Genomic DNA, 16,399 nt, shown 5'->3' on the forward strand with positions numbered 1-16,399 from the left:
TGCGCATTCCTTCTTGTGCTATAATAGGAGGTGATTGTTCTGAGAATGAAGAATCATGGAATTACTGAAAATCGGGTTAGGAGTGTTGCTGAAGTGAGAGGATATAACATATGGCGGCCCATCATGCTGATTGCGGTTGCTCTGCTGACAAGACAGTTAGTGACAAGTATTTGTCTTATGTTTGGCATGTCGCAGGAATCGGCAGGTAGTGTCGCCATGCTGGGTATGATCGTTGCCGCCCTGATCATGTACAACCGCATGATGAAAGGCCGTCGCCGCAGATGAAATAGATAGAAGCTCCGCTGTATCAATCAGGTGGAGCGAATTGTATATGGCAGTGCCTGGAGACGCCCGCACAGGTGTCTTTTTATTATATACAGCCGTTTTCTCATGATACAGATGGGCCTGCACTTTGCATTCAGACAAGTGTTACTTGTATATTAAGGCTGGAGCTTTTATTCTTAGAAGGATGTGCTGAACAGATACGGACCTTAGGTCTCCTTCAAGATACCGTGAATCCCGCATGGGAAGGCGTGATCTATAGAATCAGCAGCACTCAAGCCCGGAATTTACTAACAGGAGGAAACCAATTGAGTACACAGAATATTGGAGTGCCCTTAGAGGGTTTTGCAGAATTTAGCCGGACGGTAGCCGCGGAAGGTGCGGTATTGCTTAAGAATGAGGGACAGGTGCTTCCGCTGGGTAACGGCGAGAGCGTTGCTGTTTTTGGCAGAATACAAGTGAATTACTACCGCAGCGGTACAGGATCGGGCGGGAGCGTTCACGTTGCATATACGACGAATCTGCTGGATGGACTGCGCAGCAAGAAGAACCTTAGCGTTAATGAAGAGCTGGCTGCAGCTTATGAGGCCTGGATCGGGCTTAACCCGTTCGACGACGGAGGGAAGGTATGGGCCGCTGAGCCGTGGAACCAGAAAGAAATGCCGCTAACGGATGAACTGGTGAAGCAGGCAAGAAGCCAGTCAGCCAAGGCGGTTGTGGTCATTGGACGGACTGCGGGCGAGGACCAGGATAATGCCGATACACCGGGCAGCTACCGGTTGACAGAAGATGAGAAGGCTATGCTGACGCAGGTTACCGCTCATTTTGAACAAACGGTTGTGGTGCTCAATGTCTCCAATATTATGGATATGAGCTGGGTGAATGACGCTGCTTATGTGAATCCCATCTCTGCTGTGATCTATTCCTGGCATGGCGGGATGGAGGGCGGCAACGCGATTGCAGATGTACTGTCCGGAGAAGTAACGCCAAGCGGCAAGCTGACGGATACGATTGCGTATTCCATTGAGGATTACCCTTCGACCAGCAACTACGGCAATGAGTTCAAGAACCTGTATGAGGAAGATATCTATGTGGGTTACCGCTATTTCGAGACCTTCTGTCCCGATAAGGTTCAGTATGAATTCGGCTACGGCATCTCCTACACGACCTTCAAGCTGGAGCCGGAGGAAGCGAAGCTGGTGAAGGCGGCAGACGGGGTGCAGCTTGAAATCGGTGTAACTGTAACCAACACAGGAACAGCCTATGCCGGTAAAGAAGTGGTGCAGGTGTATTATGAAGCGCCGCAGGGACAACTGGGTAAGCCGGCCAAAGTGCTGGCAGCCTTCGCAAAAACCAAGCTGCTTGAGCCAGGTGAATCCCAGCGGCTGCTGGTGAGCTTCCCGCTCCATTCCATGGCCTCCTATGATGACGCCGGAGTGACCGGGCATCCCTCTGCTTATGTGTTGGAAGCCGGAACTTACCGCTTCTATGCGGGAACCAGTGTTAAAGCTGTGACTGAAGTCGGTGTTGATGGACAAGCCGGGTATATACTGGACGAGCTTGAGGTTGTAGAGCAGCTCCAGGAAGCGATGGCGCCTACCGAAAGCTTCATGAGAATGAAGCCGGGTGCCCGGAAGGCAGACGGTTCTTATGAGCTTAGCTCCTCCGAGGTGCCTACACGCAAGGTGGATCTGGCAGCGCGGATTGAACGCAATCTTCCGCAGACACTGGAACAGACCGGCAATCAGGGGTATACCCTGAGAGATGTGCATGAGGGCAAAGTCAGCATGAGCACATTCATTGCCCAGCTTAGCGACCATGATCTGGCGGCGATCGTCAGAGGCGAAGGCATGAGCAGCCCGCTGGTTACTCCGGGTACGGCTTCGGCGTTCGGGGGAGTGAGCGACAGTCTGTTCAGCTACGGCATTCCGGTTGCAGCTACAGCGGACGGTCCTTCCGGTATCCGTATGGACAGCGGAGAAAAGGCAACCCAGGTATCCATTGGTACCCTGCTGGCCGCGACATGGAATGCAGAGCTGGTGGAAGCACTCTACGTTATGGAAGGCCAGGAATTATTGCGCAACCAGGTAGATGCGCTGCTGGGACCGGGTCTCAATATCCGCCGCAGCCCGCTGAACGGGCGTAACTTTGAATACTTCTCTGAAGATCCGCTGATCTCCGGGATCTTCGCTGCCGCTTGTACACGCGGGATTATGAAGGGCGGCTCCAATGCCACTCTGAAGCATTTTGCCTGCAACAACCAGGAGAAGCACCGCAGTAAGGTCGATGCTGTCGTGTCGGAACGTGCGCTTCGTGAGATTTACCTGAAGGGCTTCGAAATCGCCGTGAAGCAGGGCGGAGCCAATTCGATCATGACCTCCTACAATCCGGTTAACGGACACTGGGCGGCCTCCAATTATGACCTCAATACCACGCTGCTTCGCGGCGAATGGAATTTCCGGGGGATCGTAATGACCGACTGGTGGGCGATTATGAATGATGTGGTGAACGGAGGACCGGCAGACCGTAAGAATACCAACTGGATGGTCCGGGCTCAAAATGATCTGTACATGGTCGTCAGCAATTACGGAGCTGAAGTCAATGCTTATGACGACAATACACTCGCCTCCCTGGAGAATGGTACGCTCACCCGGGGCGAGCTTCAGCGCTCGGCCATCAACATCTGCGAATTCATCATGCAGGCGCCGGTATTCTCCAGAAAGCACGAGATTATAGAATCCGTAGATACCTTCACAGCAGATTCGAGCCTTGTGGCTGAGCAGGTTCAGACACTAAGCGAGAACGGACAGGTAACCCCTGCCAAGTCCGGGCCGACTTATATTCAGGTGGACGAGGCCGGTCAATACCGTATTATTGTCAGCATCATGTCTCCTGAACCTGAGCTTGCCCAAAGCGCCTGCAACCTGACGCTGAATGGACAATCCGTAACCACCATTCAGACGAATGGGACGGAAGGCAGATGGATCAGACAGAAGCTGGTCAAGGTGGAGCTGGAAGCGGGTATGTACGAGATGAAGCTGGACTTCGTTAAACCCGGCCTGCAAATTGAATGGATTGAATTCAAGCAGGTCTAAGCGCAGAACGGAGCTGTACCGCTTATAGCATCAATATACGGTAACCGAATGATTCATAGCACCAGCGACTAGACACCCTCCGGGTGTCTTTTTGCATATGTTGCACACGATAAATGCTCCTTCTGCTTCTCGCTGAAACGAATGACGTCCTTTTAAAGGAGAGCGTAGCCGCTTCTACTTGATATGCCGTGTGCTGTGATGCTGTTTCCGCCTGAATCCGCATACCTGTAAGGCCGCCGAATAAAATAGAGATATAACGGCTACTATGAAGGGATGGCAGGAACGTATGCAAATACATGTGGTGCAGCCGGGCCAGACGCTGTATGGAATTGCAGAGGCCTATGGGGTTAGCACAGATACCATAACTGAGGCGAATCAGCTGTCCGCACCCGGAATGCTGGTGGCAGGGCAGGCACTAGTGATCCCGATTGCCGGGCAGTATTATTGGGTTCAGCAAGGCGACAGCCTATATAGCATCGCCAAGAGGTTCGGCCTGAAGGCCAGCGAGGTGGCAGAAGTGAACGGGCTGTCATTGAACCAGCCGCTGCAAGTCGGATTACGTCTGTACCTTCCTCCGGTACCCAGGCGGCAGGCGGAAGTGAATGCCTATCTTGAGCCCCGGGGAGAGGCGGTGTCCCAGGCCCTGCAGAATGCTGCCCGTGAGGCTGCTCCTGAGCTTACCTATCTCGCACCGTTCAGCTTTCGGATCAAGCGGGATGGGACGCTTGAGGCACCGCCTCTGGACGGCCTTGCCTCCATTGCGGCAGAGCATCAGGTGACGCTGATGATGGTTGTGACGAATCTGGAGGAGGGCAAGTTCAGCTCGGAGCTGGGGCGTATTATTCTGAATGATCAGGAGGTTCAGGACCGGCTGCTGAAGAATATCATTACGGAAGCGAAGCGGCTGAATTTCCGGGATATCCACTTTGATATGGAGTTCCTCCGGCCGGAGGACCGTGAAGCGTACAATGCTTTTCTGCGCAAAGCGGCAGGCCTCATTCACAAGGAAGGGTTCCTGCTGTCCACTGCCCTGGCTCCCAAGACCAGTGCAACACAGGTGGGGGCCTGGTATACGGCACATGATTACAAGGTTCATGGCGAGGTTGCCGATTTCGTCATTATCATGACTTATGAGTGGGGATACAGCGGGGGGCCGCCGATGCCCGTCTCGCCTATAGGACCTGTCCGTCAGGTGCTGACGTATGCAGCCAGTGAGATGCCCGCCGGCAAAATCATGATGGGGCAGAACCTGTACGGTTATGATTGGACGCTTCCCTTTGTAGCCGGAGGCCAGTATGCCAAAGCGCTGAGCCCGCAAGCGGCGATTGATCTGGCCAGGAACAGGAATACCGCCATTCAGTATGACTATAGAGCCCAGGCGCCGCATTTTAATTACACAGATGACGAAGGCAAGCAGCATAAGGTGTGGTTTGAGGATGCCCGCTCGATCCAGGCCAAGTTCGATTTGATCAGGGAGCTTAATTTGCGGGGCATTAGCTATTGGAAGCTTGGCCTGCCTTTTCCGCAGAACTGGCTGCTGCTTGAAGATAACTTCAAGGTGGTCAAAAAATAGACCGGCAGCGTCCTCTTGATAGATGGCGGAGCCACTTGCAAAGAAAGGGCTGTGCCCTCCCTGAACAGGAGAGCACAGCCCTTTTGGTTTCGAAAATTCAGCCCATTAAGCCCTTGAGACCGCCCAGGAAGGGGCGGATGGACTTAATCATACTGTAGCCCATCTTCATGACCGGCATCGCCTTCTGCACCATTCCGAACATCCCCATGAGCCGTCCCAGACCCCCGGCACCTGCAGCCGCGCCTCCCCCGCCCATGAGCGAGCCGAGTAGAGGCATGAAGCCGGACACCTCTGCTTTTCGCGCAACTGAAGAGGATTTACGTTTCGATGAGGGCCCCTTACGCGAGCTTGGTCTGGATAAGATCACAGCTTCCTTGTTCAGGTCTGTGATCCACCCAACGTAGGAACGCCCATTATGCAAAGTGATGCAGACCGGCTGGCCTTTCAGCTGCTGTGCCCGCTTGCGGAGCTTTGTTGAATTTGCCATTCGTCATTCACCTCACTGTTCTAGATACTCTATTTTACTCAGAACCTGGGGGGCGGCTTGTGCGGGTATGGAGTTCTGCTGAATATATTTGAACAACCCGGGGCTGTCTTTGAGGGCAGATGGTCTGAAAATATACAAATTGTGAATTCTATTTAATTGTCGTGAAATATTTTACAGTGAAAAAAAGGAAAACGCATATGCATGTAGAATTACCCTGAAGTACTGGGTTTGGAGTGAAAAAGCATGACTTTAGTCCCGGTTCTAATTCTATTGGGGAGTGACCTAATCTCTTGGCTATCCATCGTTCATTAAGAAATACTTGCTTCATTGTCTTATTATTTGTTCTTCTACCCTTTACACGGAGTTACGCCGATGCCGGGCAAATGGCAGACATCAAAGGACACTGGGCGGAATCCGATATTCAGCAGTGGCTGGATCAAGGACTCATTACCGGCTATCCCGATCATACTTTCCGGCCAGGGGCTGAAATATCCAGAGGTGAATTTGTAGCTCTTGTGAACAGAGCGTTTAAGTATTCGGATACAAAGGCTATCAGCTTTAAGGATCTGAAGCCGGCGAATTTTGCGTACATAGAAGTGCAGAAGGCTACCGCTCAAGGATATATCAGCGGCTTCAGCGACAATACCTTCCGTCCTGACAAGCCAATCACAAGACAGGAAACTGCAGTTATCATATCCAGAATATTAGGCTTTGACAGTAAAGGGGCAACGGCCTCCGTCTCTGCACAGGACGCGAATCTTATCCCTGTCTGGAGCAAACCCGCCGCTCAGTATCTTTTGGATCAGGGGATCATGAGCAAGAATTCGGATGGAGCCTTCCAACCGCAGCGCAATATGACCCGTGCCGAGGCAGTGGTGGTCATTCAGAAGGCGCAGGCTCAGAGTACAGTAGTTTATGATCAGGCCGGTACCTTCGGGGAGGCAGCGGTAAGCAAGGTGCGTGGTGATGTGAGAATTCTGTCTTCTAATGTCACACTCCGAAATATGCATATCCTGGGTGACCTGGTCATTTCCAAAGAGGTTGCAGAGGGGGATGCCTTCCTGGAACAAGTTCAAGTAGACGGTGTAACACGTATTGAAGGCGGAGGCAGCAACAGTATTCATATCCAGAACAGCAAACTAAACACAGTATCTGTGAATAGGCTGAATCATGCGGTGAGAGTTGTGGCTGAGGGTACAAGCGTTGTCCAAGATGTACAGATTCTATCCAGCGCGGTTATTGAGGAGAAGGATCTTTCCGGCGATGGTTTTGTGAATGTAACCGTGCTTCCTGATGCCCAGACATCTTCATCAGAGCGCACAGTGGTGCTTGCCGGAGACTTTAAGAAGGTTTCTGTAGGCGGCAGCCTCAAAGAGTTCAATGTTCGTTCGGGTAGAATAGCTAACTTGGTGATTAAAGAGAACTTGGTGATTCCTACCCTGAATTTCAGCAAGAATGTTGTTATTGATCAGCTGGAAATGAAGAGTAAGCTGAAGATTTCCGGCGAAGGCCAAGTCAAAGGCATTGTATTGTCGGAAGGCGTACCGGACCCTAAGCTGCCAAAAGAACAACAGCCTGTTGCACCTGCGTCTGGCGGCGGGGGTGGAGGCTCCTCTGACCCTGGCACAGGCGGCGGTAGTGGCGGCGGTACACCAGATCCTGGTACTGGTGGTGGGAACGGGTCTACACCTGTACCGGCACTATCTGTAACCGGAATTACTGCTGCAAACGGCATGGTAGAAGTCCAATTTAACCGGAACCTGGACAGCATACCAGATGCTGCTGATTTCGCAGTTCTCGAACAGGTTAATCGTGGCGAGTTTCATAAGGTAGAGGTTACTCTCGTTACGCTGCTTGATAATAAAGCAACAGTTCAACTTACAATTCCTTCGATAGCGAATAGCGAGGCTGAGCAACTGGCGGTATACTCCTTGTCGTATAAAGGTAAAAGTCCTGTATTATCTGAAGCAATTACTGTGCCTAAAGCTAACGTAAGCGTAACTGGACGTTTGTTTGTTCAACCTTATACGGAGAATAAGCCGCTTCCTGCTTACAACCTTCATATCTATCTAAGAGGAGCAAAGGATACACAGGGGTCTTTTATGGCTATCGTTGCTAAGGGCGGCGAGTTTGCTTTTGATAATGTGGTGCCGGGGACTTATGTTGTACTTATCCCTATCTCGCCGTACACTTATTATACAGATGAATTTACTGTAAAATCAGGCGAAAATCTGGTTCTGCCAGACCTCACAGTTATACAGAAGCTGCCTGAAGCTAAGGTTGATCCAATCACTTATACAGATATGGCCTATATTAGAGGCAGTGTCCAAAGTTTGGGTGTGCCCTTCAATGTTAAGATCGAACTTGAGAACGGGAAGCAACTTAACACTCCTGTCGGTAAATACGATATGTTCTTTGACGTTAATTTATATTATTACAATCCTAACTTGCAGCTGAAGGAAAATGATAAACTTTTTGTGACTCTATACACGGATCGCGGCTGGACCAGTCAGCGGTTTGAGGTAAAAGTAGTTGAACGACCGCAGACTAAGGCGCCTGTAGTGACTAGCGTGGTGTACGAGGATACTAGAAGAATTAAAGGTACTATAGAAGATTCATCCGCAGAAATTACAATAACCCGGGAAGATGGAACGATTGTTGGGAAATCTAGTAGCTATGGCAATATGTTTGACATCTTCTTGTGGAATACCGTGCCCTTACCTGCCGGTGAAAAGCTGAAGGTTTATGCTCAGGCGCAAGGTAAAAGAAAAAGCGAGCCTTCCTCCGTTACTGTCATAGTACCTACTGCTGTAACAGCAACACCGGTTGTAACGGAAACTGTCTACGAGAATGATTGGGCAATCTACGGCACGGCTGAAGGAGAATCCACCATTGTTGTTAAACGTGCAGACGGAACTATTCTCGGCGAGGAAAAGATCAGCTATCAAGGACACGATTTAAAATATTCGGTCCCTTTAAATCCGCGTCCTGTTGTAGGGGAGACTCTATATATTACCGCCAAGGGCTATGAGAAACTCATTAGTAAGCCTGTTCCGGTCGTAGTAGTCAGCAGACCAGTTACACCTACTCCTACAGTGGTTGGTGTGGTGTATAGTGATGATACGGAGTTTAGAGCTTTTGTACAGTATAAGTATGATATAAACGTAACTCTCAAAGATATGAATGGTGAAGTTATTGATAGTGTTTCCACGTTTAATGGTACAGCTCTATTTTGGAATGTGAAACTCACTGGTGATACACAATACCAAATTACAGCGGAAGCACCATTACTAAAAGAGAGTAAGCCCTTCATCTTCACGGTAATAGCTCCAACCGTAGCGACTTCTGTGCCAAGAGTTACATCTTCAGTTTATGCATATAATGAAACCACATTTAATGGAATAGCAGAGCCTTTTGCTAAAGTCTATTTATATTTTGATGATGGTACCCTGCTTCATGAGTCTCAAGCAAACAGTCAGGGAGAATTCTATATGTATATGCCATCTTTTCCTAATCGTCTTGTACTTCCTGGTGATAAGCTGATCATTAGAGCTGATGCCAGAGGGAAGCTAATAAGTGATGCTGTTGAAGTTACGGCGGTGGAACTTACAGATAAGTCTAGCCAACCTATACTAAATAACAATATAGTGTATGGGTATACAACACAGTTAAATGGTAGTGCTGCTAAAAGTACCGTCATTGAGGTATTTTACGAAAATGGCCGTCCAGTCTATGTAGGATCCTATTCAGACAAGAACACAGGATATTGGCAATCTGGGATATGGTCTACTTATTTGCATGGCGGGGATCGGATCTATGTTATTGCCACTGAAGAAGGAAAGCTGCCAAGCGACCCTTTATACATTACAATAGAACCCTCCACTAAAGCCGATACACCTGTAGTGGCTGGTATTGTCAATGCAGGAGACGCAACAATTCAAGGAACATACTCTGGAGCCGTGAAGAGTAATGGTGTCTATACAACAATCTTTTTAATGAATGAGAATAATGAAGTCTATGATTCAGAGAGCGTGCAAAGTGACGGTTCATTCTCCTTTAAGACATATTTCCATCCCCTTATATCTGGACAGATTATTAGAATGTTTGCCAAAGAGGGCTATAAGGAAGCCAGTGAGTTATTAACATTTACAGTAAATTAGATCAAATAGAATCAAAAAGGACACCTGCGGGTGTCCTTTTTAATCGACCGTTTACACAGTGCAACTCAAGTCATATCTACTCTCTAGGCCTCTGCTAAGATCAGTAATGAAAGGAGGAGAACAACAATGTACGAATGGAATGAGATGGTCCAGCGCATGATTGACTGGGTGGAAGAGGATCTTGCGGCTTCGCCAACGTTGCTGGAGATGTCTGAGCAGCTGGGGTATTCGCCGTATTACTGCACTAGGCAGTTTCATGCGCTGACCGGGATAACGCTACGGGATTATGTCTGGCAGCGCAGAATTGGCCGGGCGGCTCTGGAGCTTAGGGACACGAATACGCGCATTCTGGATATTGCCGTGAAGTTCGGTTTTTCCTCGCAGGAAGCGTTCTCGCGGGCTTTTCTCAGAGCCTTCAGGCTTACTCCCCATGCTTACCGCAAAGCCCCGCAGCCGATTCCGCTGGCTATTCGTGCCGAGGTGTTCTCTCCTTATCATTATCTGATCAGGGAGCGGGATAGAATGAGACAGGTGCATTTGCAGGAAGCGGAGATTAAGCTTGAGTTGATACCGGCGCATAAGTTTATCGGCATCCGAGATATCGGCTCTAACAATTACGGAGGATTCTGGAAGAATGGGCATGACTGCGATGAGGTCTCCGGAACTCTGGAGAGCATGTCGCATTATACGCTGCCCGGGCAACTGGGCCAGACGGCAGGCTGGTTCTATCAGGACGGGCGCAAAGGCTACCTGTATGGTATCCTTGTCGCGGCTGATTACGACGGGGCGGTTCCGGAGGGTATGGAATGTTGGGATATTCAGGAATCTGAATATCTGGTCTTTTTCCACCCGCCCTTTGATTACTTGCAGGATAATGGTCAGGTGATGCAGATTGTGGAGGAAGTGGCCTGGAATTATGATCCCGCGGTTATGGGCTATGTGTGGGATGAGGAGGATAAGCAGGATTATCAGCGGCATTTCCCCGAGGGTTATGGGTATGCGGTGCTGCGGCCGGTCCGTAAATTAGACTAACTTCAGACAGCAGGCTGGCTTAAGCAAAAGCGTCCAGCGCTTCTGCTTAAGCTGCTGCATGTTGCACAAGAAAGCTCCGTAAGGCGAAACCCGGCACTAGAGCCGTTGAACAACAATGCTCTATTAAGTTAGGCTCAGCACCGTTTGTGCAAGAGTATCTCCCTGATACTCCAGCGAAGCGACCATCGCCAGCAGCTCTGTCTGCTGCTCACGCTGCCGGGTCGTCCAGCTGTGACTGGGTGAAGTACCTGTCTTCTTAATGACAGCAGGGTCGGGCAACTCCTCATAACAGGTTTCCAGCAGCTCAGCCATTTCCCCATACAGCTCAGCCATCTCAGACAAGGCAGCCTGTTGGCGCGGGTCATGCACCAGCGGCAGGGATTCATGCAAATAAGCCGCGGCACTCCGGCGGGCATCTGTCAGTGCCATCATGCAGAAGTGATTGACGGATAACCTGCGGCTGAAGGCCTCCTCGTCTGCTGCGGCGTACCAATGATAGTCCAGCAGTCCCGCTGCCCACATCTCCAGCGCTTTGTAGCCTGATGCATAAGAACTGTTGGCTGCGGCCTCACTTTGCATGGATGCCAGCTTAATACGGAGTGAAGCGTACAGATTCTCCAGCGTAGATGGAGCCTCAGTCTGATCGCCAAGGCGGATTATCCGATAAGGCCAATGGTCCACATAGAGGTGCCCTTTGCTTACCTTCATATGCGCCTGGAGCTCAGGGTCAGCTTCAAGCTTGCCGAAGGTCTCATCGTCAAAATAACTGCGGCACAGCAGCACATTTCCCCCCTCCAGATATCCCGTGATGACTCCCCACTCCGGCGCCACCCTAAGGTTAATCGCAATTGGCAGTCTGCCTTGGCGGATATCCTCCAGAATTGCCAGCTTCTCGGCTGCGCGCTGCTGCGGGTCCAGCCAGTTAGCCCGGCTGGCGCTTATTCCATAAGCCTTACAGACTGGTATGGAATAGTCATAGACGACCAAGGCATCCGCAGAGCTGTAATCCCACACCGGTTCAAAAGCCACTCTCCAGCAGGCTCCTGAATAACCCATCACCTGATCATAACTTGTCTCTATTCCTCTGGCTGCAAGGGAAAGAGCCATCGCCCCTGCCCAGGAGCAATCCTGATTCCGGCCGAAGGCCAGCCGCGGGGTTCCTTCCAGAATGCATTGCTGCTGAGAGGAATTAATCCGGTAGAGACAGCTTCGGTCTGGACTGTAGTGAATCTGTTCGCCTTCTGCACAGCTTACGGCATGAATGCCTTCTGCATTCAGGTAGACTAATAGCAGGTAGTCATTGCCTTCACTATTGATCAGACTGGGAAATAGCTCATGTGAGGCGGTGAAATGAGTCCATCGAAAATGCTCATAATGCTTCATTTTGGCGGTAACGCTGCGGTTGGCCTGTTCGTTACCGTAATTTGCCGCAATAATCTGCAGCTCATTGCCGCCGGAGGTATAACCGTCCGAATGGACGTCTATCGTAAGTAACTGGTCCTTCAGCACATAAGTCGAATAAATGCCAGCAGGTGTCTCATACGTAACGAGCAGCAGCTTCAGGCGGCCGTCCGTCCACGAGTGGGGGAAGAGGGGCTCCCCGGCGACTAAGCTTAAGCGGTCTGAGGCAACAAACTGATTCACCAGATGGGTAACATCCAGCTCTTGCTGACCGTCTGTGCAGATTGCTGAGAGCACCACAAGCTCCTGGGGCAGCAGAATGCTGTCAATCGGATGGTTTAATGCAGTGGAGAGGAGCGGGAGAGTCGCTGTCTCCGGCAGGGACTTGCCGGTCTCCCATTTGGATATCGCCTGAGCGCTGACATGGAGCTGTTCTGCTAATTGTTCCTGGGATAAGCCTTTAGCTTTCCGGAGAGAGGAAATCCGTTTACCCACTTTGTCGCTACTGATCATGCTTAGTCCAACTCCCATAATGAATTCCGACGTCGTAAGTCTATTATATTCCATGCATGCGAAATAACCATTTACTGGAGTAGGGTAGGGGGCATAGAACAAACAACTACAGGTTGATACGCTATGCTACTTAGCCCCCATGCTTCTACATTCTTTCTTAGCACAAAAAAATAAAAAAACTCTTGTTCTTCCGAAAGATTCGTGATATATTACTTCTTGCGTTGCATTATATATTTTCTTTGCGGTCATGGCGGAATTGGCAGACGCGCTGGCTTCAGGTGCCAGTGATAGCAATATCGTGGAGGTTCGAGTCCTCTTGACCGCATACAGGTTTTACACTTGATGCAAGCGAAAGCTCTTCTAACTGAAGAGCTTTTTTTTATAAGCTTTTGCCCGGAGTTAGTTGGAAATCCTCCACTTGCTTAAGCCCGGAGCAGTCTTTTCCAGGCAGCAATTGGAATAACAGCACTTAATCGACTGCAAATCAATCAGAGTAGAGGGAATGCATGAAATTAAATAACGTTTTTCCAATTAATATTCTTAAAGGCAGCAAAACATCCGAATTAAGATACGTTTATCCAATTGCTAACTATGATATTGTTCGGTAATGCGCGCAGGTTCACCGCAACACACGAAAGAGATGCGTCATACACCAGCTACAATGAAGAAGAACCCCTCCCCACACTCAAGTGGGTAAGGGGTTCTTCTGTGTACTCTCTGCCAAGGGGGAAGGCAAGACGCCTGACTACCCCTTCCAGAGTTCGTCTACCTTCACGGGCAGGCCGGTCTTCATGGAGCGGTTGGCGGCGATGCCGGTCATGATCGACAGGGCGCCGTCCTTGTGCGAGGCTGCACGATTGAAGCGGTCTTCCTGCTTTTTGTCAAAAATATCGCTGAGCAGCACCGGATCACCGCCGCCATGTCCGCCGCTGCTGCTCTCGAACTCGACGCGGTAAGGCTCCTTGAAGTGCGGGTAGATCATCATGCTGACGCCTTGCAGTGCGCCCTCGCTTTCTTTGCTTCCGCCCGAATTGACATAGGATTGCTCGGTGATGCGGACCTCCATGCGCCCCTGCGTGCCATTGAAGACGATGATGAAGCCTTCCCACGGCATATAGGCGTTAAGCGAATAGTTCATGACGGTCTTATTCTTATATTTGACCATTACGCTCATGGTGTCTTCGATGCTGATATTGTCCCCGAACACACTCTGGTCGCGCTGATACCCGTCTTCATGCTCGGCATCCAGGTACATGCTCTTCAGGTGTTCATTGCGGTCCAGATGGAGCGCGAAGGGATCGTTCTCGGCAGTCTTGCTGCCGTAGGCACGCTGGTAGAACTCCGTGATGCCGCGCTTCTCGGCATTCTCCCTGCCGTAGAAGCGCAGATCGCCCATGGCGAACACTGTATCCGGCTGCGAAGCCAGCCAGAAGTTCATCAGGTCGAAGTGATGCGTCGATTTGTGCACCAAAAGGCCGCCGCTGTTCCGCTTGTCACGGTGCCATCTGCGGAAGTAATCTGCTCCATGCTGGGTATTCAGCAGCCATTCGAAGTTGACGGACAGGATCTCACCCAGCACGCCGTCCATAATGACCTCGCGGATCTTCGTATTATGCGGCGCATAGCGATAGTTGAAAGTTACTCGTAGATTCTTGCCGGTACGCTCAATAGCGTCGAAGATCTCCTGGCATTTCTCCTCGTCGATGGTCATCGGCTTCTCGGAAATAACATCACAGCCCAGCTCCATTGCGCGGATAATATACTTGTGGTGGGTACGGTCAATCGTAGTCACCAGCACGAAGTCGGGCCGGGTCTCGGTGATCATGCGGTCGAAATCCTCGGCTTTGTAGGTAGGCACCTCATGGTAATTGTATTTGCCGGTAAGCATATGATTAGCGAAATTCATCCGCGTCTGATTCACATCACAGAAGGCCACCAGCTCGGACGTTTCATTGTAAACGGTAACAAGAGCGCCATAGAAAAATTCAGCCCGGCCACCGGTGCCGACGAGTGCATATTTCTTTTTGGACAAGGGGATCACTCCATTTACTTGGATTTGATTCTATTTTATAGTATAGGAAATGCAGAAAGTGAACGGTATTTAGTTAATTTCTCTCCAAAGTGTGCGTATATTATCCTGGCAAGGGGCGTGGTGGTAGGGTGGAACCTATATTCCAGATTGAGCAGTTGAAGCGCAAAGGGCCATTCAATATGGACATCGACCATTTCCATGATTTCTATGAAATTTACTACCTGCTGTCCGGGGAACGGCATTACTATATCCGCAACCGCATGTATGCGCTGGAGGCCGGTGACCTCGTCTTTATTAACAAAAACCATCTGCACCGCACAGCGGGCGGTAACCATCAGCCGCATGAGCGGGTCCTGGTGAGCTTCGACGATTCCTATGTTGCGCCGGTGGCTCCCGGCCCGGGATGGATGAATGTGTTCGGGGGAGAGAGCTTCCTGCTGCGGCCTACGGCGCATGAACAGGGAAGGATCGCCGATCTGCTCCAGGCCATGCTGGGAGAACAGAAGGAGGACAAGCTGTGGGGCGCTGAATATACAAGGACGCTGCTGCTGCAACTGCTGATTCAACTGGAACGGATACGCAAGGCGAAGCCTGCGCTGGTCTCCCCCGAACAGAGCGAGGGACAGCGCCGGGTGTACGGCATTATTGAATATCTGGATACCCACTACGGGGAGAAGCTGAGCCTTGGTGGAATTGCCGAGCAGTTCTTCATCAGCTCCACGTATCTGTGCCGGATCTTCAAGCAGACGACGGGGTTCACGATTATCGAGTACCTGAATTATGTCCGCATCCGCGAGACGAAGACGCTGCTGACGCAGACGGATTGGCCGATGACCCGGGTCGCCGCCGAGACAGGCTTCGAGAGCGTCGCCCATTTCGGGCGGTTGTTCAAGGGGATTACCGGACGTTCTCCGCTGCAGTACCGCAAGCAGCATAGAGAGTAAGTGGAGTATGGGATTATTTTGAAAGTGTATGTTAATTCGACATATTTTTCTATCCTCAATCGAGGGGGCTTGTCTTATAATATAGAGGGTTAAATACAAATATTGGGGTGTCTTATGAAGGTAAAAACAGGCGGTATGTGGTTAGCTGCTGCCATGCTGGCGGTATCGGTGGCCGGATGCTCTTCGGGCAATTCAGGCTCTAACGGAGACAACACGGAGAAGCTGAAGACAGAGATGGGCAAGCTGCAGCAAGAGAACAAGTTCCTGAAGGAAGAGAATGACAGTCTGAAGGCGGCGTTGAAGAAGCCTGAGGGGGCATCCGGGAATACAGAAGCGGCAGAGCCGCAGGAACCGGCAAGCGAAGAGGCCACCACTGTGGCGGCTGATCCCGGGAATGACCAGAAGGTGATCGTAAAAAGCACGCCGCTGGTGATTGAGGGGACCGGTGAATATACGATTACTAAGACCTCTTTTGGCAAGAAGGTCAGTCCGTCCAACCCGGGATCATTCCACACCTACTATGAAGCCAAGGAGCCGGGCACCATCTATCTGGCGATCACCCTAAAAGTGAAGAACCTGAAGGGCGAAGCCATGGATGCAGATAAGGTAGCGGATGTAGAGGTTACCTACGACAACAAATATGAATATGGAACCTTCGCTACCATGGAGGAGAACGGCGGTGAAGACTTCACGTATACCAGCATTTCCGAGATTGAACCGCTTAAGAACGGTACCCTGGTCTTCCTGGCTGAGATTCCTGACGAAGTGAAGTCCAGCGGCAAGCCGCTCTATGCCGATTTCAAGATTGAAGGCGAGACCTACCGCTATACGATTGTCCAATAAATAATACAGCCTGTGCCGGCCGCAAGTTATGATCTGC

10 protein-coding genes and 1 tRNA gene are annotated in these 16,399 nt (G+C 50.6%); 8 read left to right on the forward strand and 3 right to left on the reverse strand.

All coding sequences use genetic code 11. The features are described 5' to 3' along the window. The first annotated feature begins 45 nt into the window (after window positions 1-45). The 3 genes from KDC22_RS01230 (at window position 46) to KDC22_RS01240 (ending at window position 4,950) form a co-directional block, all read left to right on the forward strand. Window positions 46-285: a hypothetical protein gene (locus KDC22_RS01230; RefSeq protein ID WP_216857325.1), complete on the forward strand. Its 240-nt coding sequence runs from the start codon at window positions 46-48 to the stop codon at window positions 283-285. Window positions 286-590: 305 nt separating this feature from the next. Then, on the forward strand, window positions 591-3,377 hold the full coding sequence (locus KDC22_RS01235; protein WP_211721805.1) for a glycoside hydrolase family 3 C-terminal domain-containing protein: 2,787 nt from the start codon (window positions 591-593) through the stop codon (window positions 3,375-3,377). Between the two features lie 286 nt (window positions 3,378-3,663). Next, window positions 3,664-4,950, forward strand: a complete 1,287-nt coding sequence (locus KDC22_RS01240) for a glycoside hydrolase family 18 protein (protein ID WP_211721806.1) — start codon at window positions 3,664-3,666, stop codon at window positions 4,948-4,950. A gap of 97 nt (window positions 4,951-5,047) precedes the next feature. Here the strand turns inward: KDC22_RS01240 and KDC22_RS01245 are convergent, their stop codons facing one another. Further along, on the reverse strand, window positions 5,048-5,437 hold the full coding sequence (locus KDC22_RS01245) for a hypothetical protein (protein WP_211721807.1): 390 nt from the start codon (window positions 5,435-5,437) through the stop codon (window positions 5,048-5,050). 383 nt (window positions 5,438-5,820) lie between these two features. On the opposite strand from KDC22_RS01245, the gene KDC22_RS01250 reads away from it, so the two are divergent. Both KDC22_RS01250 and KDC22_RS01255 read left to right on the forward strand, forming a co-directional pair. Beyond that, window positions 5,821-9,597 carry an S-layer homology domain-containing protein gene (locus KDC22_RS01250; protein ID WP_211721808.1) on the forward strand — a complete coding sequence of 1,259 codons (3,777 nt, stop codon included), beginning with the start codon at window positions 5,821-5,823 and terminating at the stop codon, window positions 9,595-9,597. A gap of 126 nt (window positions 9,598-9,723) precedes the next feature. Then, window positions 9,724-10,629: a helix-turn-helix domain-containing protein gene (locus KDC22_RS01255; RefSeq protein ID WP_211721809.1), complete on the forward strand. Its 906-nt coding sequence runs from the start codon at window positions 9,724-9,726 to the stop codon at window positions 10,627-10,629. 123 nt (window positions 10,630-10,752) lie between these two features. On the opposite strand, the gene KDC22_RS01260 is transcribed toward KDC22_RS01255, so the two are convergent. Then, window positions 10,753-12,543: a helix-turn-helix domain-containing protein gene (locus KDC22_RS01260; protein ID WP_211721810.1), complete on the reverse strand. Its 1,791-nt coding sequence runs from the start codon at window positions 12,541-12,543 to the stop codon at window positions 10,753-10,755. Window positions 12,544-12,784: 241 nt separating this feature from the next. Between KDC22_RS01260 and KDC22_RS01265 the strand changes: the two genes are divergently transcribed. After that, window positions 12,785-12,868 (forward strand) — tRNA-Leu (locus tag KDC22_RS01265). Between the two features lie 420 nt (window positions 12,869-13,288). Here the strand turns inward: KDC22_RS01265 and KDC22_RS01270 are convergent. Next, window positions 13,289-14,575, reverse strand: a complete 1,287-nt coding sequence (locus KDC22_RS01270; RefSeq protein ID WP_211721811.1) for a Gfo/Idh/MocA family protein — start codon at window positions 14,573-14,575, stop codon at window positions 13,289-13,291. A gap of 128 nt (window positions 14,576-14,703) precedes the next feature. Between KDC22_RS01270 and KDC22_RS01275 the strand changes: the two genes are divergently transcribed. Together KDC22_RS01275 and KDC22_RS01280 are read left to right on the forward strand one after the other, a co-directional pair. After that, window positions 14,704-15,519: an AraC family transcriptional regulator gene (locus KDC22_RS01275; RefSeq protein ID WP_246553218.1), complete on the forward strand. Its 816-nt coding sequence runs from the start codon at window positions 14,704-14,706 to the stop codon at window positions 15,517-15,519. Window positions 15,520-15,633: 114 nt separating this feature from the next. Continuing rightward, a complete protein-coding gene (locus KDC22_RS01280) occupies window positions 15,634-16,362 on the forward strand; it encodes a bZIP transcription factor (RefSeq protein ID WP_246553219.1) in 729 nt (242 codons plus the stop codon). Window positions 16,363-16,399 lie beyond the last annotated feature (37 nt).

It is taken from the genome of Paenibacillus tritici (genome assembly GCF_018207515.1).
Classification (GTDB): domain Bacteria; phylum Bacillota; class Bacilli; order Paenibacillales; family Paenibacillaceae; genus Paenibacillus_AQ; species Paenibacillus_AQ tritici.